Annotated in this window: 18 protein-coding genes; 12 read left to right on the plus strand and 6 right to left on the minus strand. The window is 66.0% G+C overall.

Annotated features, from left to right (window positions below; all coding sequences use genetic code 11):
• Window positions 1-13 precede the first annotated feature (13 nt).
• Both ACSGC5_RS14030 and ACSGC5_RS14035 read left to right on the plus strand, forming a co-directional pair.
• A complete protein-coding gene (locus tag ACSGC5_RS14030; protein ID WP_434971222.1) occupies window positions 14-877 on the plus strand; it encodes a hypothetical protein in 864 nt (287 codons plus the stop codon).
• Window positions 878-1,025: 148 nt separating this feature from the next.
• Window positions 1,026-1,637 (plus strand): low molecular weight phosphatase family protein, encoded by a 612-nt coding sequence (locus ACSGC5_RS14035; protein WP_434971223.1) that lies wholly within the window; start codon window positions 1,026-1,028, stop codon window positions 1,635-1,637.
• A 132-nt stretch (window positions 1,638-1,769) separates the two neighbouring features.
• Here ACSGC5_RS14035 and ACSGC5_RS14040 read toward each other — a convergent pair whose 3' ends face one another.
• Window positions 1,770-3,218, minus strand: a complete 1,449-nt coding sequence (locus tag ACSGC5_RS14040) for a DUF222 domain-containing protein (protein WP_434971224.1) — start codon at window positions 3,216-3,218, stop codon at window positions 1,770-1,772.
• A gap of 114 nt (window positions 3,219-3,332) precedes the next feature.
• Here ACSGC5_RS14040 and ACSGC5_RS14045 point away from each other — a divergent pair, with 114 nt between their 5' ends.
• Window positions 3,333-3,929, plus strand: coding sequence for a low molecular weight phosphatase family protein (locus tag ACSGC5_RS14045; protein ID WP_434971225.1), 597 nt, complete (start codon window positions 3,333-3,335; stop codon window positions 3,927-3,929).
• A 29-nt stretch (window positions 3,930-3,958) separates the two neighbouring features.
• On the opposite strand, the gene ACSGC5_RS14050 is transcribed toward ACSGC5_RS14045, so the two are convergent.
• Window positions 3,959-7,297 carry an SNF2-related protein gene (locus ACSGC5_RS14050; protein ID WP_434971226.1) on the minus strand — a complete coding sequence of 1,113 codons (3,339 nt, stop codon included), beginning with the start codon at window positions 7,295-7,297 and terminating at the stop codon, window positions 3,959-3,961.
• Window positions 7,298-7,387: 90 nt separating this feature from the next.
• Here ACSGC5_RS14050 and ACSGC5_RS14055 point away from each other — a divergent pair, with 90 nt between their 5' ends.
• Window positions 7,388-7,660 (plus strand): type II toxin-antitoxin system Phd/YefM family antitoxin, encoded by a 273-nt coding sequence (locus ACSGC5_RS14055; protein ID WP_434971227.1) that lies wholly within the window; start codon window positions 7,388-7,390, stop codon window positions 7,658-7,660.
• Between the two features lies 1 nt (window position 7,661).
• Window positions 7,662-8,093 carry a type II toxin-antitoxin system VapC family toxin gene (locus tag ACSGC5_RS14060; protein WP_434971228.1) on the plus strand — a complete coding sequence of 144 codons (432 nt, stop codon included), beginning with the start codon at window positions 7,662-7,664 and terminating at the stop codon, window positions 8,091-8,093.
• A 19-nt stretch (window positions 8,094-8,112) separates the two neighbouring features.
• Here the strand turns inward: ACSGC5_RS14060 and ACSGC5_RS14065 are convergent, their stop codons facing one another.
• From ACSGC5_RS14065 to ACSGC5_RS14075, 3 genes are all read right to left on the minus strand, one after another.
• Window positions 8,113-8,379, minus strand: a complete 267-nt coding sequence (locus ACSGC5_RS14065) for a hypothetical protein (RefSeq protein ID WP_434971229.1) — start codon at window positions 8,377-8,379, stop codon at window positions 8,113-8,115.
• A gap of 140 nt (window positions 8,380-8,519) precedes the next feature.
• A complete protein-coding gene (locus ACSGC5_RS14070; RefSeq protein ID WP_434971250.1) occupies window positions 8,520-9,206 on the minus strand; it encodes a nucleotidyl transferase AbiEii/AbiGii toxin family protein in 687 nt (228 codons plus the stop codon).
• 1 nt (window position 9,207) lies between these two features.
• Window positions 9,208-9,816 carry a hypothetical protein gene (locus ACSGC5_RS14075; protein ID WP_434971230.1) on the minus strand — a complete coding sequence of 203 codons (609 nt, stop codon included), beginning with the start codon at window positions 9,814-9,816 and terminating at the stop codon, window positions 9,208-9,210.
• Between the two features lie 151 nt (window positions 9,817-9,967).
• On the opposite strand from ACSGC5_RS14075, the gene ACSGC5_RS14080 reads away from it, so the two are divergent.
• The 7 genes from ACSGC5_RS14080 (at window position 9,968) to ACSGC5_RS14110 (ending at window position 16,048) form a co-directional block, all read left to right on the plus strand.
• Window positions 9,968-10,222 (plus strand): type II toxin-antitoxin system VapB family antitoxin, encoded by a 255-nt coding sequence (locus ACSGC5_RS14080; protein ID WP_434971231.1) that lies wholly within the window; start codon window positions 9,968-9,970, stop codon window positions 10,220-10,222.
• Window positions 10,219-10,617, plus strand: a complete 399-nt coding sequence (locus ACSGC5_RS14085) for a type II toxin-antitoxin system VapC family toxin (RefSeq protein WP_434971232.1) — start codon at window positions 10,219-10,221, stop codon at window positions 10,615-10,617. Before ACSGC5_RS14080 ends, ACSGC5_RS14085 begins: the two co-directional genes overlap by 4 nt.
• Window positions 10,618-10,893: 276 nt before the next feature.
• Complete coding sequence (locus ACSGC5_RS14090; RefSeq protein WP_434971233.1) at window positions 10,894-11,937, plus strand: fatty acid desaturase family protein; 1,044 nt, start codon at window positions 10,894-10,896, stop codon at window positions 11,935-11,937.
• A gap of 24 nt (window positions 11,938-11,961) precedes the next feature.
• The gene (locus tag ACSGC5_RS14095; RefSeq protein WP_434971234.1) at window positions 11,962-12,165 is read left to right on the plus strand and encodes a ferredoxin; all 204 of its coding nucleotides are present in this window, start codon (window positions 11,962-11,964) and stop codon (window positions 12,163-12,165) included.
• A 206-nt stretch (window positions 12,166-12,371) separates the two neighbouring features.
• Entirely contained in the window at window positions 12,372-13,742 is a 1,371-nt protein-coding gene (locus ACSGC5_RS14100; protein ID WP_434971235.1) for a polysaccharide biosynthesis tyrosine autokinase, read from the plus strand.
• A gap of 138 nt (window positions 13,743-13,880) precedes the next feature.
• Window positions 13,881-15,089, plus strand: coding sequence for a polysaccharide pyruvyl transferase family protein (locus tag ACSGC5_RS14105; RefSeq protein WP_434971236.1), 1,209 nt, complete (start codon window positions 13,881-13,883; stop codon window positions 15,087-15,089).
• A 17-nt stretch (window positions 15,090-15,106) separates the two neighbouring features.
• The gene (locus ACSGC5_RS14110; protein WP_434971237.1) at window positions 15,107-16,048 is read left to right on the plus strand and encodes a glycosyltransferase; all 942 of its coding nucleotides are present in this window, start codon (window positions 15,107-15,109) and stop codon (window positions 16,046-16,048) included.
• Between the two features lie 117 nt (window positions 16,049-16,165).
• Here the strand turns inward: ACSGC5_RS14110 and ACSGC5_RS14115 are convergent, their stop codons facing one another.
• Complete coding sequence (locus ACSGC5_RS14115) at window positions 16,166-17,344, minus strand: hypothetical protein (RefSeq protein WP_434971238.1); 1,179 nt, start codon at window positions 17,342-17,344, stop codon at window positions 16,166-16,168.
• Between the last annotated feature and the right edge of the window lie 4 nt (window positions 17,345-17,348).

Consider the following 17,348-nt stretch of genomic DNA (forward strand, 5'->3'; position numbering starts at 1 on the left):
CTCACGGGGCAGTGTGCCCACCTGGGTGTCGGTCGCGATCGTCGCGGTGCTGATCATCGCGGTCGGCGGGCTCAGCTGGCTCGCGATCACGCGCACGCAGACCCCTCCCCCGACGGAGGCGCCACGCATCACCCCGACGATGGGTGTGACGACCCCGAGTGCGACGCCCACCCCGACGCCGACGCCGACGGTGGAGGCCGCGGCCGGCGCCGCCGAACGGTTCCTGGCGACATCCGAGGGCGTCTTGTGGCGCGCGACCGCGGGGGCATGCGGGTCGGTCGAGCCGCTGCTGGAGCGTTCGACGGATGCCGGTGCGACGTGGTCGGATGTGACGCCGCGGTATCTGGGCATCGGTCAGGTGCTCTCGCTCTCGCCGTACACGGGCGATCAGGCGCAGATGGTCGCCCTGATGGGCGCGGACTGCACCCTGCAGGGCATGCGCACCTTCACCGACGGGCAGTTCTGGGAACCCAACGATGAAATCCTCGCCTCGTCGACGTATGTGGACCCCGCGAATCCCGTCGCGGTCGTGACCCCCGCGGGAACGCTCGACGCCCCCTGCGCGACCCCGACCGGTGTGCGCGCGGGCGGCGACACGACGGCGGTGATCTGCGGGTCGGCTGCCTCCCAGTCGACGGATGCCACGACATGGTCGCCTCTTGATCAGCCGGGCGTGCTCGCGCTGACCGTCGCCGGCGATGGCCAGATCACGACCGCGCGAGCGGATGCCGCATCCTGTGACGGGCTGGTCGTCGCGGAGCCGGATGCCGCATCCTGCGTCCCGGGCCTGCCGACCGATGCCGCTGTCGCGATCACCCTCGACGGTGACGGCGTGCCGTGGGTGTGGGCAGGCGACGCCTTCACCCCGGCCCGCTGAGCGGGACCACTCGAACGGGTGACGCACCTCGACACCGGCCACGAAACCCACCGTTCACATTTCACCCCCTAGTGTTAGTTCTGTCGACACGCGTGGGGACGGGGACGTCGATACCCGAAGTTAGTTGACCAAAGAGATCTGGGAATCAATGGTCGATGTCCTTGTGGTGTGCACCGCGAATATGATCCGGTCGCCCCTGGCTGAGTTGTACCTGCGCGACAGGCTCGCGCACCTGCCCGTCACCGTCCGCAGCGCCGGCACGCATCCGGGCCCTGGCGATGGCATGACCCGGCGAGCCCGCGACGCCGCGCGAGACCTCGGTCTGTCGATGACGGATGCCGAGGCGCACCGACCGCAGCGGCTCACGCGCGAGCTCGTCGAGCAGGCTGACATCATCCTCGGGGCCTCCCGTGTGCACCGCAGCGCGTGTGTGCGGCTCGATCTGAGCGCGTTGGGGCGGTCGTTCACGATGCGCGAGTTCGCGAGGCTTTCGGCCGCGGTGGATGCCGGGTCTCTCGCGAACGCGCTCGCGCGGGCCGGCGACGATACGGATGCGCGTGTCCGCGCCGCGATCGAGCAGGTGCGCGAGATCCGCGGGACGACGAACCCGCCGGGTGACCCTACGGCAGATGACGTGTTCGACCCCGAACTGTCCCGCCGCCGTGCTCACTACGCCCGCGCGGTCGACGAAATGGTCCCCGCGTTGGATGCGCTTGTGGCCTACGCCGATCTGGTCAGTCAGATGGTCCCGTCCCGCTGAGCAAAGCCACCCACGCAGAGAGCTAGCTCCCTGGCACCGACGCGTGCCCGCGGCCTTCGTGCGGCGCACCCGCGGCCTTCGTGCGGCGTACGCGCGGCCTTCGTGCGGCCTTCATGCCGCGTAGTCCGGCCGTCATGCGGCGTAGTCGTAGCGCGCTCGGCCGCCCAGTCTGGGCGCGCGGCAGGGGTCAACGTGTGCGGGCGGGATGAACCAAACCCGCGCCGTGATGCCGGTGCCGTCGATCCGGATATCCCAGCCGTTGTCATGGATGCGATGGTGGCAGCTGTCGCAGAGCAGGACCCCGTTGTCGAGATCGGTGGGCCCGGCGTCTCTGGCCCACCATCGGATGTGATGGACCTTGGTCATTCCTGGTGGGAGTCCGCATCCAGCGCATCCCCCGTCGCGTTCGGCGAGCGCGAGCTTCTGCGCTCTGGTGAAGAGCCGCTTCTCGCGACCCCAATCGAGGATCTCGCCGCGGGAGCCGAGGACGCAGGGGATGATTCCCCCGCCCGCTGCCATCCGCCGGGCGGTGGCGACGGTGACGGGCTGGTCGATTCCATCGATGAGCGCCGCCCCCGCACCGGTGGTGAGCTGGTCAAGGGTCATGCGCACGATGACGGTGGCCCCGTGGACGGGCGCGTCGTTAGTGTCGCATCCGAGGAAGTGGGACGCGATCAGCGCGAGCGCGTCGGCCTGCATCTGCGGCACCGTACGCCGCGGCGCATCCGGGTCGGTGGGAGCGAGCGCTGACTGGCCGCCAGGCCCTGCGCCTTCGCCCGCTGTACCGACCCCCGCGCCCGCTGCACGGGCCCCGGCGCCACTCCCGCGCTGCGCGTCGGTCTGCGCGCGAAACTCCGCCGACACGAGTGCTTCGATGGCGGTCTTCACCGGGGCGGCGGTTTCGGGGTCGAGGGTCGCGCGCAGGTGGAGCATCCCGGCGCGTTCGAACATGTGCACCGATCGGTCGGCGCGGAGTTCGGACTCCTTGGGCTCGAGCCCGTCAGGGTCGAGGTGCGCCTCAGCGCGCGCGATGACCTTCGCGAGCTGGTCGAGGGTGAGTCCAGCGGCCTGCTGCACGAGGGTCTGCTCGGCGGCATCCAGCGTCTCGCGGTCGCACCGGAACGCGACCCGGTCGAGCATCGCGATGATCGCCGACGCAGCGGGCATTCCGATGCTGCCGGAGGCGAGCCCCGCGGCAACATGCGGATGCCGAGCCGGCGCGTCCTCGCCACTGAAGGTCCGCCGGGGCGTCGTGGCCTCCCCGACCGCAACCAGGCGCGCAGCATCCCCGTTCGTGGTTCCCGTGGTGGCAGCGACGAGCGCGATCGGATTGCGATAGCCGTGCTTCTTCGCGAGCCCGTCGGGTCCAAGCTCGGGGCGCGATTGCCGGGCGATCTCGGATGCGACACGGGAATGCACGGCATCCAGGTGTCGACGCAGACGACCAAGGCTCTCGTTCGCCGCCACCAACTGCGCCTGGTCGAGCGACTCCACCGCCAGGCGCTGCCCGCTCGCAGAGACCGGCCACGCGTCGCCGACGCCGGCGATGGCGTCGAGAAGAGTGACCAGCGGATCGTTCATGTATACGACACTATAACCACCCTCCGACATTGAGATAAGTACAAATATACGACTCATGCACTCGGCCAGGATGCTCGCCTGGGGAGGAAACGACACCCCAGGTATCCTCACCTCATGCCGATCGAGATCCTCACCGTCTGCACCGGCAACATCGTCCGCTCCCCGCTCTCGGAGCTGTACCTGCGTCTGCTGCTGGCCGACCTCCCGGTCGAGGTCGCGAGCGCCGGAACCCAGCCGCGCCCCGGCGAGGCGATGACCGAGCAGGCATGCGAGATCGCGACTGAGCTCGGCATCCCGGCGGCGCAGGTCGACGCCCATGCGGCACAGCGGGTCACCGAGCCGGTGCTCGCCGGTCGTGACCTGGTGCTCGCGATGACCCGCGCACACCGCAAGGCCGTCGTCGAACTCGATCCGTCGCTGCTGCGCAAGACCTTCACCATCCTCGAGTTCACTCGCCTGTCCCGTCACGTGACGGATGCCGAGATCCGCGACGCCGCGACGGATGCCGGTGACGATCCCCAGGCCCGCTTCCGTGCCGCCCTGGCCCGCGTGCTGAGCGTGCGCGGCACCGTGGATGCCCCCGGCGATCCGGCAGAGGACGACGTCCTCGATCCCGCGGGCCGCAGCTGGAGCACCTACGAGACCTCGATGAGCCAACTGCTCCCGGCCGTGGAAGAGGTAGCCCGCGTCATCCGTGCCGCGCTCTCCTGACCACGAGACGGCGATTGGCGGCCCGCGGGTTAGTCGACGAGGCTGCGGATGTCGTCAGCAGAGAGCCCGCCGCCGATGGCGTCGCCGTCGGTGTCGAGCACCCGGTCGAACAGCTGGGCTTTGCTGGTCTTGAGCGCCATGACCTTCTCTTCGATCGTGCCTTTGGAAATGAGCCGGTACACGATGACGGGCCGTGTCTGACCGATGCGGTGTGAGCGGTCGATGGCCTGCGCCTCGACGGCCGGGTTCCACCACGGGTCGAGCAGGATGACGTAGTCGGCCTCGACGAGGTTGAGTCCGACGCCTCCGGCTTTGAGTGAGACGAAGAAGGCTGGCGCGTCGCCGGTGCGGAACTGGTCGATGACCGCCGGACGGTTGGTGGTCGACCCGTCGAGGTAGAGCGAGGCGATGCCGGCATCCGTCGCGGCATCCCGCGCGCGAGTGAGGAAGCGGGTGAACTGGCTGAGCACGAGCGCCCGGTGCCCTTCGGCGGATGCTTCGCGCAGCAGACCCACGAGCGCGTCGAGCTTCGCGGATGGGGCGTCGCCCTCGTCGACGAGGTCGGGGGCGAGCGAAAGTTGACGAAGCAGGGTGAGCGAGCGGAAGATCTGGAACCGGTTCGCCTCGACGTCGTCGACCAGCCCGAGCACTTTCTGGCGTTCGCGAGCGAGCCGCCGATCGTAGAGTCGCCGATGGGTGGGGTGCAGGTCGAGCACGAGTTCCTGTTCCTGCTTGGGCGGGAGTTCGGCGACGACGAGCTCCTTTGTGCGGCGCAGCAGGAAGGGACGGATGCGGCGCTGCAGCGTCCGCAGCCGTTCATTGTCGCGCTCCCGCTCGATGGGGGTGCGGAAGTGTTCGGTGAAGGTGCGACGGCCGCCGAGAAGTCCCGGGCACGCGAGCGAGACGAGCGCCCAGAGTTCGAGGAGGTTGTTTTCGAGCGGTGTCCCGGTGATGACGAGCGTGAAGGGTGCGTCGAGCATCCGCGCGCACTTGTAGCCCTGGGATGACGGGTTCTTGATCTGCTGCGCCTCGTCGAGGATGAGTCCCTGCCAGTCGAGCGCGGCGTAGGCGTCGAATTCGAGTCGGAAGAGGGCGTAGCTCGTGACGACGACATGCGCTCCGGCGACCTCGTCGCCAAGCGCCGCGCCGCGCTTGTTTCCCGTCGCGGTGATCGTGGCGACGCGCAGGTCGGGGGCGAAGCGGGCGCATTCGGCAGCCCAGTTGCCGACGACGCTGGTGGGGGCGACGATGAGAAACGGCGGATGCTGCGCGTCGCCCGTCTCGAGCGCATCGACGCGGGCTTTCTCGATCATCGCGATAGTCTGCAGGGTCTTGCCGAGGCCCATGTCGTCGGCGAGGACCCCGCCGAGCTGGTGCGTACGCAGGAAGTGCAGCCACGACAGTCCGGTGCGCTGATAGTCGCGCAGATCCGCGCGAAGGGTGTGGGGCGGCTCGATGGCGGTGAGCTGGTCGTGGTTGTTGAGGCCACGCACCCGCATCCACCATTCGATCTCTTGCCTGGCGACGACGCCGAGTTCGACGAGCTCTTCCCAGAGGTCTGCCTGGTAGCGGCTGACGCGCGCCGAGGTGATGGGGCGATCCGAGAGCGCGCTCGCTTCGGCGATGATATCGCGCAGCCGCTGCAGTTCGGGGGTGTCGAGGGGAAAGTAGGTGCCGCTGGGCAGCACGAGGATCGGCTCGTTGTCGCTGAGCGCGCGGAACAGTGTCGCAAAGTCGACCTCTTCGCCCTCGATGCTCACCTGCACGCTGAGGTCGAACCAGTCGTTGGTGCCGGGCTGGGCGGTGACCGAGACATCCGGCGCCTGCGCTGCGGCTCGGAAGCTCGGGGCCTCGACGTCTTCGATGACGTGCAGCCCGTCGAGCGTGCGGAGTCCCGGCAGCACTTCGGCGACGAAGAGCACGGCGGCAGCGCCGCGTAGAGTCTGGTCGGGCGGGGCGGCGGAGCGGGAGGCATCCGTGCCCGCGGCCTGCACGACGGTCTCGGCGTGCGCGCCGGCCGCGCGTCGCACGGCCTCGAGGATGCCGGACTCGCGAATCGGATCGGGGCGGATGCTGCCGCCCAGCCTGTCCCAGCGCCAGGTGAGGTGCGCCTGGCCGTCGCCGTGGTCGACGCGAAGTTCGAGCACGGCACGCGGCGGCGCGGGTACGGCGTAGCTGCCGTCGGGCGAGGTGACCGGTGCGATCGCGTGCAGCCGCGGGAGGTAGTCGCTCTCGAACCGATCCCGGCCGTCGGTGTCGATCGAGATGGGCTTCGCGGCGGTCAGCAGCTCGCGCATCGGCTCCGACAGCGGCGGGTCGATCGGATGCAGCACGATGCGTTCGCCCGCAGTTCCGGCCCCGGCGACGCGAGCGATGGCGATCGGTGGCGCACCGACGAACAGCAGCTCGCCGCCCGAGGTGTCGGCATCCGTACCGCCCGCACCCGACTCGCCTCCCGAACCCGACTCACCCTCCGCACCACCAGCACCTGACTCGCCGTCGGCACCGCCCGCACCCACCAGCTCGCCGCGCACCGAGAGGCGCTTGCGGTTCTCGGCGACCGTGATGCGCGGGGTCATGGGCTCACCGTCGAGGCGGACCGGATGCTGCGCCTTGCCCGGCGACACGAGCGCAACGCCGGCGGCCTGCAGATCGGTCAGCAGCGACCACAGGGTCCGTGAGGGAAGCCGGTCGAGGTGCATCCACTCCTGATCGCGGTAGTTGTAGCCCCACGAGTAGGAGTCGGCGTCGAGCATGTCGAGTTCGCGCAGCAGCGCGAGCGCACCGGGATCTGCTCGCAGCCCGTCGAGGTGCCCCCAGCGCGCCTGGCCCTTGATCCAGGCACCCCGCGTGCCGCGCATCCCGGGCCGGGCGACCAGGCTCGGGCTGGGGGGCGTTCTGTTCCAGCGCGTCGTCGGCGGCGTCTGGACCGTGATGAAGACGCAGAGCTCGACGGCGTTCTCGTCGGATGCCGGCAGCAAACCGTCGAGGGCGCGCTGCCACGGCGGCACGGTCTGACGGGGCCCGGATCCCCCGCGCCCGCCCGCCGCAGGCCCGAAGGCCCCCGTGCTCGTGCCGGGGTCGGCATCCGAAAGCGCCAGCAGCACGGCGCAGACATGCGTGCACCCGGGAGCGTGCTCACAGCTGCAGTAGGCGCTCAGCGTTCCGCGAGCCGGCTCGATCTCGAGCGAGACCACCAGCACGTCATCCCCGTGCGACGTAAGATCGCGCACGACCGCGTCGACCGAGGTCTCGGCGCTGCCTGCATCCAGCTCGACGAGCGTGACCCGACCGGCCGCATTCAGACTCCAGGCGCGATCGTAGTTTGCTCCCCCGACCGCGCGAGCAACCTCATGCCAGTAGTCCATGCGTCCATCGTCGCAGACTCCACCGACATCGCTGCATCGCCGCCGTGGGGATGCCCGGCGACCCACCAACCGACCGCCCAACGTTCTACAATGAAGCACGTGGACGAGGTGGGGATTCGAGCACTCAAGCAGAATGCGTCGGCCGTGGTCGCGGCAGCGGCGGCGGGCGAGACGCTGTGGATCACCGATCGCGGTCGTCCGGTAGCTCAGCTTTCACCGATCCCAGAGTCGGGGCTGCAGCGTCTGATCAACGCGGGCAGGGCGCGCGTTCCGAGCCGCTCCCTCAGCGCCCTGCAGCCGCCGGCTCCCGGCGAACCCCTGTCCGCAGACCTGGCGGACACGCGCGACGACGAGCGCTTCTGAGATGGCGTGCTACCTCGACACCTCGGCAGTGGTCAAGCTCGTGGTCGCTGAGACCGAGTCGGCGGCGTTGCTGACATGGCTTCAGGCACCGGATCGCGTGCCCGTGACAAGTGACCTCTGCCGCACCGAACTGCTGCGCGCAGTGCGCGGTGGCGCGCCCGAGCGCATCGTGCGGGCGCGGGAGGTGCTGGACTCGCTCACGGTGCTGCAGCTGAGCACCGCGATCTTCGAGCGCGCGGCAACCCTCCAGCCGGCTGCTCTTCGATCATTGGATGCCGTGCATCTCGCGTCCGCTTTGGAGCTCGGCGATGATCTTCGCGCGGTCGTCACCTATGACTACCGGCAAGCCGACGCCGCCGCCGCTCTCGCGATCTATGTCGCACAGCCCGGTCGCGACACCCCGAGATTGCCGCCGCCACCGACATCCTGTTGATGGGAGCGACGAACGCCGATTACTCGTCGTGCGGAGCGTCACCCGCGGGAGCAAGACGCGGTGCGAGACCCGCCGCGAGTGCGTAGATACGGTCATCCAACCGAGACACCCGGTCGTCAAGCCGCGAGAGGCGGTCGCCGAGGCGAGAAATCTCCGTCGCGAACTCGGCTTTCAACTCGACGCGGGTGCGTCGCGCAGACGCCGCTACGGTTGTCGCGAGGCCCACGATGCCAACTGCGAGCGCGACGATCACGGCAAGTGTGTCCATCCCCACGCCGACCTCCATGTTCTCCAGTGTGCGCCAGAGAAGGGCGCATATCCGCGGATGAGTTCGAGTTCGGCGCGCAGGTCTCTGGATCAGGAACGTCCATCGGTTCCGCAGCCAGGATGCCTGCGGCGATCGCGGCCTTCGCGGGCGTCGGGCGCTCAGTCGAGGGCCGGCCTGCCACGCTGCGGGGCGGACTCCACTTCTCTCGCGATGGCAGCCACCCATTCCCTGCGCCAGCGACGAATGCGTTCGCGTTGTGCCTTGTTCGCACCAGAGCGGGCGCCCAGCAGATCGAAAGCCGCGTCGACGTGGCTCACGAGCTCCAACTTTGGGCTGGCCGACGCACGCGCGAGTATGCGACACGCCAACGACGCGTCGACGCCTGTCTCGAGAAGGCGCAGGATCTCCCTTGCATCCTTGAATCCCTTTTCGGTGTCGGGCCTATCCAGCAGTGCGGCCATCTTCGAGACCGTGTGAGCGTCGATCGTGAGCAGTCGCCATTTGCCTTGGCCGAGGTCTTCCGTGTGGTCAGCGAGAACCTCAACCCGTAGACGGAGCTTTCCGCCGAGCTCGGACTGGTGTGGAATGTACACATCGACGTGGACACCCTCGACTTCACCGCGCCACTTTGTTCCTTGCAGATGGCTGGACTCCGACAGCTCCGACAAGGCGCCTCTGACCTTCTCCCGCACCTCATGTGAGCCGATGATCAGGTCGATGTCACGGCTGATGTCACCGCCGACGCGAGCGAACGTCGCCCACCCTCCGATAAGGATCGACGGCTCGAGTTCGTGGCCCAGGTAGTCGAGGACGAACCTCAGATGTCCCTCGTCATCGAGAGGCACCTCAGCCAACGCGTTCCTCCGCCCGCGCCCAATCGTCAATCGCGAACCATTCACGCCACAGGGCACGACGGAACTCGCTGGCCTGCCATCCCGGCTGGGCGAAGAGATCCGCGTAGGTCTGTGCAGGACTGGTGAACCCGTCGTTCCACCTCGCAAGCGTGTGCTGGTCGACCGTGATCACGAGCGCATCGTCGCCGGGAGGAAGTCCATCGAGATCCGTATTGAAGGGCACGTAGACCATTGCGATTCCGTGATTCGCGATGAGATTGCGACCACCGAGGTGATGAGCCGCTGCACGAGTACCCCCAATCGCATATTCAGGCGTACGCGCGACGAGGTCTTGGGCCGCGGCGAACCCGGTTCCGCGTGTGCCCGCGAGTGTTCGAGCTGCCGCGAGCAGCATGAGAACCCGTTCCGGATCCGACACACTGAAGCCTCCACCGGGGTGTTTCGTCACTGCACCGATCGCAGCCGGACGAGACAGTGCCTTGTAGGTGATCTTTTCCCCGACGCCGGCTTCCCACGCGAGATCACCGGCGTTCTTCCATTGCCTCCGCCCGGCGAGGGCAGCATCAACCAAGGTCCGCCAGACGGCATCCGTTTCGCGCATCACTTTCCTTCCCCGCTGATTCTACTCACTGGTGGAATCAAGAATCTACCTACTAGTGGAATCAAGAATCGACCGAGAAGGAGAAGCGCGGATCGCCTGGCTCGGTATTCCTAACTATCTTCCTTTCTTCCTCACTTGGTAGAATCCGCCTATGGCGCTGAACATTAAGGACCCCGAAGCGGATCGCCTCGTGCGGGCTCTCGCCGCCGCAACAGGGGAGAGCATTACGGTTGCCGCGCGACGGGCGTTCGCAGAGCGCCTCGATCGAGTCAGGGCACAGAGCACGACACCTGACGTGCAGGCCGACCTCGAGGCGATCATCTCCCGAGGGCGCGATCGGACGACGCTGGATGCGCGCTCTGCCGACGAGATCATCGGCTACGACGAGGCAGGGCTTCCACGATGACGATCGCCCTCGACACCTCGGCGTTGATGGCGATCGTCCTCGGCGAAGAGGATGCGTCACATTTCGCCCGCGTAATCGCCGCGAATGCCGGCGATCTGCACGTGAGCGCAGCGACATTCGTGGAGGCGACGATCGTGGCCGAATCGCGTCAGGGGCCGGCGGCTACGCAGGACCTCGAAGCACTCATTTCTCGTGCTCGCGTCACGGTCGCGCCCTTCGACGCCACACAGTCCGCGATCGCCACGGCAGCGTGGCGACGATTCGGCAAGGGTCGCCACGCCGCCTCGCTGAACATGGGCGACTGCTACTCCTATGCTCTCGCGCGGAGCCTGAACGCCGCACTGCTGTTCAAGGGTGAGGATTTCGCGCAGACCGACATCGCCGCCGCGATCTGAGCCACTTGTCCCCCTCCCCAACGAAGAGCGCCGACGCGATCTTCCGCACGGCTCATGCGAGCGCGAATCCGCGAGTTGGCGATCGCGAATCCGCGAGTTGGCGATCGCGAATCCTCGACTAAGCCGCGTTCGGCCGCGCTGATGACCGCCAGCCCGGCGTCGCCCATCCACGTGCCCTAACGAGCACACGCGCTTCGCACAAGACCCTCGGGGCGATGCCGAGCGACCTCGTAGTGTCACGACCAGCGGCCCAGCGAGATCGGATGGGAGACGGCAGTGGGTGGTGATCGCTATGTGGAGGCGTTTCGTCAGCTCTCGATGAAGGCACGCGATGCCGGGCTGATGCGTCGCAGGTACGGCTTCTACTGGACGATGCTGCTCGTGTGCACGACGGCCACCGTCGCAATCCTGGTCGGCGTCGTCCTGCTCGGCGCAACCTGGTTTCAGCTGATCCTGGCCGCGCTGCTCGGGATCGTGATGGCGCAGTTGGGGTTCCTGGGCCACGAGGCCGCGCACCAGCAGATCTTCATCTCCCGGGGCCGGAACGAATGGGTATCCCGCGTGCTGGCCGGACTGTTCACCGGCCTCAGCTACGGCTGGTGGGTCGACAAGCACAGCCGTCATCACGCCAACCCCAATAAGGAGCGGGCGGACCCGGATGCCGAGCCCGGCGTCCTGTCATTCACCCCGGGAGGCACCGACCAGCGCACCGGACTCGCGGCCACGCTCGGCCGTTATCAGGGCTACTACTTCCTGCCGCTTCTCCTTTTCGAGGGCCTCACCCTGCACGCGGACTCGTTCCGGACGATCCTCACCGGCAAGAACGTGAGGTTCCGCTGGACGGAGATCCTTTTCGTCGGCATCCGCGTGTTCGGCTACCTGGCGCTGCTGTTCGTCGTGCTCCCGCCGCTGATGGCCATCTCGTTCGTGCTGGTGCAGGTCGCCGTGTTCGGCCTTCTGCTCGGCGGGGCGTTCTCACCGAATCACATCGGGATGCCGACCGTTCCGCACGACGCCGATATCGACTTCCTGCGACGCCAGGTGTACATGTCGCGCAACGTCCGGGGAGGACCTCACGTGCATGTCCTCATGGGGGGTCTCGAGTACCAGATCGAGCATCACCTCTTCCCTCGGGCGCCGCGCCCGAACCTCCCCGCCCTCCAGAAGCTGGTGCGAGCGCACTGCGCCGAGCACGGGATCCCTTACGCCGAGACGACGCTTGGCGAGGCGTGCCGAACGATCATCGCCTACCTCAACCAGGTCGGGCTCAAGAATCGCGACCCGTACACCTGCCCCCTCGTCCGGCAGTACCGCGGCTGAGCCGCGCCACACCCAGGAGAGCCCATGAAGGTCACGATCAACCCGACCACGTGCATCGCCTCCGGCACCTGTGGGCGTCTGGCGCCGAGGGTGTCCGCGAACCGCGACGAGGACGGCGGATTCGTCAGCGTTCTCAACGAGAATCCCCCGGAGACCGAATGGGCCGCCGCGCGGGAGGCCGAAGAGCTGTGCCCGTCCGCGACGATCCGACTCCAGGACGAGGACTGAGCTCTCGACGGCTGCCCTACGCGGGGTACGGGGACGGCGCAGCACGCCTTGACAGCGCCTCGATCGCCTCCCGAGCAAGTCGAGTCGAAACGCCCCCACCACCCACCCGTTGAGCGAGCCCCTCTCCTCCCCGATACCGACTGGATACCAGCACGAAATACCGGGTGTGTGAGGATAGTCGGCAGGAACCCCAACCGAGAGGCACCATGGAGCTCCGCGACTACCTGCACATCCTGCGCAAGAACTGGCTCATCATTCTTGCGCTGACACTGGTCGGTGTCGGTGCCGCCGCCGCATATTCCCTCACACGCACGCCGCTGTATGAGTCGACGAGCACCGTAGCAGTGTCGACCCAGACGTCCGGGGCGATCCAGGAGCTGCAGCAGGGCTCCTCGTTTACGCAGGCGCGCGTTGCGACGTACGTCGTCGTCGCAGAGTCACCTCTCGTCCTCGACCCCGTCATCAACGAGCTCGGCCTGGACATGACAGCCGAAGAACTGGCCGAGATCACGACGGTCTCTGCGCCGCTCAACACCACGGCTATCAACATCTCCGTGCAGGATGCCGACCCTCAGCTTGCGGCAGACGTCGCTAACGCCACCGCAGCAAGCCTCGGCGACGCTGTCGAAGATATCGAGACAACAGCGGGGCTCACCGCAAGTCCGGTGAAGACCACGGTAATTCGTCCGGCCCTGCCCGCGATGGTTCCAGTAAGCCCGAATGTTCCTCTGAACCTCGCGCTCGGCGGCCTGATCGGTCTGGCGCTTGGTGTGGCGATCGCGATCCTGCGCACGGTGCTCGACACGAAGGTCCGCACCGCGCGCGATATCGCACAGCTCTCGGATCGCCCACTGATCGGTGTGATCCCCTTCGACCCGAAGGCGGCAGAGCGGCCGATCATCCTCGAGGCCGACCCGACGAACCAACGCGCGGAGTCCTTCCGAGCCTTGCGCACAAACCTGCAGTTCATCGAGATGGATGGCGGCACGAGCTTCGTGATGACCTCGAGCATCCCGAGCGAGGGCAAGTCGACAACGGCGGTGAACCTTGCGATCGCCCTGGCGGATGCCGGCAAGCGCGTCGCCCTCATCGACACCGACCTGCGCAAGCCCAAGGTCGCCGACTACCTCGGCATCGAAGGTGCGGTGGGGCTCACGGACGTTCTCATCGGACGGGCAAACATCACCGACGTCATGCTCCCGTGGGGTCGTCGCCCGCTCTACGTGCTCCCCGCCGGCAAGGTGCCGCCGAACCCGTCCGAGCTGCTGGGGTCGTCGCAGATGAAGGCGCTCCTCGACGACTTCGCGAAGACCTTCGACGTGGTGATCTGCGATGCACCGCCGCTGCTTCCCGTGACGGATGCTGCAGTGCTGTCGCGCCTCACCGCCGGCGCAATCGTCGTCACCGCCGCCGGCCGCACGACCACCCACCAGCTCGACGGCGCTCTCGAGGCGCTCGAGACCGTGGGTGCGAAGGTCGCGGGCCTCGTAATGACGATGGCGCCGACGAAAGGACCGGACTCTTACATGTACGGATACGGATACGGATACGGATATGGATACGGAAGGAATCAATGAGTCACAACTTGAGTGATCGCATGTCATCGTGCGCTTGGCCAAACGGCCAAATCACGCGGTTCCGAGCTCAGAAAGCTACAGGATGACTCCTGCCCCAGGATTACCACCAACCGTCACACCGCAGGATCTGGAGGCCTCATGACATCCGGCCCATCGATTGTGATCGTCAACCAGCACACGAACAATTTCGGTGATGACGCAGCTGGCCGAGCCCTGATCGAGGGACTAGCCGCACTCAACCCGAGCAAGATAGACGTGTTCTATATTTGGCACGCGAATAGCAAGACGCTTCCGAAGTACTTGGCGATCCAAGCCAACCACGCGCCTGACGTGACTTCGGGGATCAGCGATACCCGCCGCCACCTCGCGTGGCAGGTCTTCCGTCGTTTCGCTCGACTCGCCCCCTCACGCGAGGTTGACCTACTGCTCGAGAAGACGCGCTCCGCTGAGGCGGTGCTTGTCTCTCCCGCGGGGTCGAACCTCGGTATCTACAAAGACTGGATGTACCTGTTCGTACTACTGATCCTGGTGCTAGATGGTACCCGGCCGATATTCGTCCAGAATACGGTCGGGCCCAGCAACTCCCGCCTGTTCAATGCTCTCGCAAGGTATGTCCTGAAGCGATCGCTCGTCTTCGTCCGAGAGCAGAGGTCCCAAGAATATCTCGCGTCGAAAGGCATCACGTCCGTGCTCGGGGTGGACACTGCGTTCCTCCTCCCCGAAGCGCACAACTTCACGACCAACGAGGAAAAGTACGTAGCCGTAGTTCCAACGCAACTGAGCAACTGGCACAGAGACTTCCAGGCCGACAAGCGCGCCAGCTATCTCGACGAGATCATAACCGGGATCGCTCGGTTCTCCAATGAGCAAGGTATCCCAGTGAAGATACTCCCGCATCTTTATGGCCGTCATTCGGAGGAGCCCTTCTTGCTTAGGTTCCATTCGGGTTTGACGGAGGCAGGCTGCAACTCCGAGATCGCCTCTATTGAGTCGCTAGGTGACTACCGGGGAGTCATTGCTCGTTCTCTGGCCGTAGTGTCCATGCGTTATCACGGCCTCGTGCTGGCCGGCCTCGAGAAGGTCCCCTGTATCAGTCTCGCCTACGAAAACAAGATGAGCGAAGCGGCAAGTTACCTAGGCCTACTTCCTCTCGCCCTCTCCGTGAACGTGGCGTCATCCGATGGGATCACCAGAGCCTTGGAAGACGCCGTGACGAACCGCGATCATTGGAGGAAAATTCTCGATGGGCGGGTGCCCACTTTGCGACGGATTGCCTCGCTCCCGCTGCTTCCAATCTTCGCCGACGTGCTGCGCGAATCTCACGAGTCCGAGGAAGTGCCGAGTTGACGCAAGGCGTGATCTGCATGGCTGTGTACCGGCCAGACCCCTCGCTGCTTAGACGTCAACTTCAATCCCTCCAGTCACAGACCCTCCAGGACTGGACTTGCATCGTTGGGATCGACGGTCGCGATCCAACCGTCTTCAGGCTGCTCCAAGAGTTCGTTCGGGAGGATAAGCGGTTCAAGCTCATTGAGTTTGAGCATAACGTCGGCTTCTACCGAAATTTCGAGCGGATCGTGGCGATGGCAGTGGGCGCGAGCTGGGTGGCCTTGGCCGATCAGGACGATTACTGGTATCCCGACAAGCTCTCGACGCTTGTTTCCCGGCTAGGTCGCGGAGGCGTGCTGGCGGTATCGGCACAAGCGCGTGTGATTGACGAATCTGGGCGCGAGCTGGCGAGCACGACTCGACGATCAACCGGGCTACGGGGAACGATGATTGACAATCAATTGACGGGAAGCCTGGCTGTAGTCGCCGGTGAAGTGATATCCGCCAGCGTTCCGTTTCCGCCTCCGACCGATGCCGCCTATCACGATCACTGGCTCGCGGTGCTAGCCCTGGTGCTGGGATCAATTGAGATGCTGGATGAGCGCATGCAGGACTACGTGCAGCACGACTCCAACGTGCTCGGAGAACATGGGCGACGAAGCCTGCTCGGCCGACTTCTGGGCAACGTTCGGCGCCGCGTCGGTCCAAGGCATCTCGCTACCCACCGTTGGAACTGGCGCGTAACGATGGCGACATGGGCACGCCATCGGCTCGGAGTAAGCAACGAACAACTAGACCTTTTCAGCAAAGGTCATATCACACCCCAGTTGCTATCCAACACCTTCGCCGCCGTCGCGCGACGAGAAGCACCCGTCGGGCGATCCGCCGCGCTTCTCATCGGCGCGGCGTTCTGGCGAGAAGCCGACCGCGCGATCCCCCCTTTGGAATCGGCAGGTGCCGAGCTCAGCGAGCAGTGACTTGTCGATGCCGCTGGCGGCGTCGAGTACGAAGTCGTCCAGCGCGGTCCCTGTGGGAGGTTCTCCAACCGGAACTTCCCGGCGAAGCGGCATGCGTCGGTCGCGGTGACCTCGGCTTCACGGGGCCGAACCGCGTAGCACCCGAGCCGCTACGAGCACCAAAGTCGCCCACGTCACCAATACTCGAGCGAAGACCGCGAACGCCACCAGCACCACGCTCCCCGACGCCGCGGCAGCGACAAGGACAATGGCGTAGGGGACAGCGAGCGCGAATTGCACAAGTGCGGGAGCAAACTCGAAATGAGTTGCTTGCAGTAGGCCGATGTACGCCTGGGAAGACCAGTTGATGACAGTCGACGCACCAAGCGCGAGCGCCACAGCCCGCAGGTCTCCAGCAAAGGCGTCGATCCCGAGAATGTCAAAGAGTGCGTCTGGGAGTAGCACAGTCAAACAAGCTACCGGCACCGCAAAAGCTAGGGTGACTGCCGGAAGCCGCCAAGCATACCAAGAACGAATGCGCCGAATCTCTGTCTGCATGTTCCTAACTAGCCAGGGGAATACCACCGCCATCACCGAGCTCGGCAAAATGTAGGTCTTCATCAGCAACTCAGATAAGGCAACGTAGGAAATCCAAACATTATCGGGGACGCCGCCTATGGTCAGAGCGAGGCGGTCCGCGTAGAGGAGCGCGGGTCCAAGAAGACTCGACAGAGCAATCCACAAGTAGGCCTTGTCCACCCGAAAGTGCTCGCGTCTCCCCAGACCCTCGCGTTGGGTGGCGGGACGGTACCGGGAGACACTGGCTGCCAGCAGCAAGAACAGCGTCACCCTCCCAACAATGATCGCCAAAACCGCGAGCGCAAGGCCGACCCGAGTCGGGATCAGGATGACAATAGCAGTTGGTACGGCGTACACAACAACTGCATTGAGCGTCTTCAGACCTGCGACAACACCGAAAGCTCCTTGCGCTTCAAGCGCCCCCACTAACGGGAACTGCAGCGTCGCTAGAACCGGGAGCACCAGGAGCAGCCAGAAGAACGCGTCGGCTCCGACGAGCGTGAGACCCGCCGCGAGCACAGCCGTTGTAGCCGTGCCTGCAATCACACTCGCAGAGCGCAGAGTTCGGGAAACAACCAATGGAGAGATTCCGGACGCCGCCAGCTTTGACGCAGTTCGTGTGAGTCCGAAATCCGTCAGTGTTAGCAGCCCGAGAACCGTCCAAATGCCAAGGACGGAAATCGCAAGTTGTGGCGCCGATGCCCTCGCCAGCCAGACCGTCGCTAGGGCACCGATCATGGCT

It is taken from the genome of Microbacterium sp. bgisy207 (genome assembly GCF_965345035.1).
Taxonomy (GTDB): domain Bacteria; phylum Actinomycetota; class Actinomycetes; order Actinomycetales; family Microbacteriaceae; genus Microbacterium.

What these genes read in the sequence shown, in the direction of transcription:
- ACSGC5_RS14035 (WP_434971223.1), top strand. Translation starts at nt 1,026, where the DNA reads ATGGTCGATGTCCTTGTGGTGTGCACCGCGAATATGATCCGGTCGCCC.
- ACSGC5_RS14040 (WP_434971224.1), bottom strand. Translation starts at nt 3,218, where the DNA reads ATGAACGATCCGCTGGTCACTCTTCTCGACGCCATCGCCGGCGTCGGC.
- ACSGC5_RS14045 (WP_434971225.1), top strand. Translation starts at nt 3,333, where the DNA reads ATGCCGATCGAGATCCTCACCGTCTGCACCGGCAACATCGTCCGCTCC.
- ACSGC5_RS14050 (WP_434971226.1), bottom strand. Translation starts at nt 7,297, where the DNA reads ATGGACTACTGGCATGAGGTTGCTCGCGCGGTCGGGGGAGCAAACTAC.
- ACSGC5_RS14055 (WP_434971227.1), top strand. Translation starts at nt 7,388, where the DNA reads ATGAAGCACGTGGACGAGGTGGGGATTCGAGCACTCAAGCAGAATGCG.
- ACSGC5_RS14060 (WP_434971228.1), top strand. Translation starts at nt 7,662, where the DNA reads ATGGCGTGCTACCTCGACACCTCGGCAGTGGTCAAGCTCGTGGTCGCT.
- ACSGC5_RS14065 (WP_434971229.1), bottom strand. Translation starts at nt 8,379, where the DNA reads ATGGAGGTCGGCGTGGGGATGGACACACTTGCCGTGATCGTCGCGCTC.
- ACSGC5_RS14075 (WP_434971230.1), bottom strand. Translation starts at nt 9,816, where the DNA reads ATGCGCGAAACGGATGCCGTCTGGCGGACCTTGGTTGATGCTGCCCTC.
- ACSGC5_RS14080 (WP_434971231.1), top strand. Translation starts at nt 9,968, where the DNA reads ATGGCGCTGAACATTAAGGACCCCGAAGCGGATCGCCTCGTGCGGGCT.
- ACSGC5_RS14085 (WP_434971232.1), top strand. Translation starts at nt 10,219, where the DNA reads ATGACGATCGCCCTCGACACCTCGGCGTTGATGGCGATCGTCCTCGGC.
- ACSGC5_RS14095 (WP_434971234.1), top strand. Translation starts at nt 11,962, where the DNA reads ATGAAGGTCACGATCAACCCGACCACGTGCATCGCCTCCGGCACCTGT.
- ACSGC5_RS14100 (WP_434971235.1), top strand. Translation starts at nt 12,372, where the DNA reads ATGGAGCTCCGCGACTACCTGCACATCCTGCGCAAGAACTGGCTCATC.
- ACSGC5_RS14105 (WP_434971236.1), top strand. Translation starts at nt 13,881, where the DNA reads ATGACATCCGGCCCATCGATTGTGATCGTCAACCAGCACACGAACAAT.
- ACSGC5_RS14110 (WP_434971237.1), top strand. Translation starts at nt 15,107, where the DNA reads ATGGCTGTGTACCGGCCAGACCCCTCGCTGCTTAGACGTCAACTTCAA.
- ACSGC5_RS14115 (WP_434971238.1), bottom strand. Translation starts at nt 17,344, where the DNA reads ATGATCGGTGCCCTAGCGACGGTCTGGCTGGCGAGGGCATCGGCGCCA.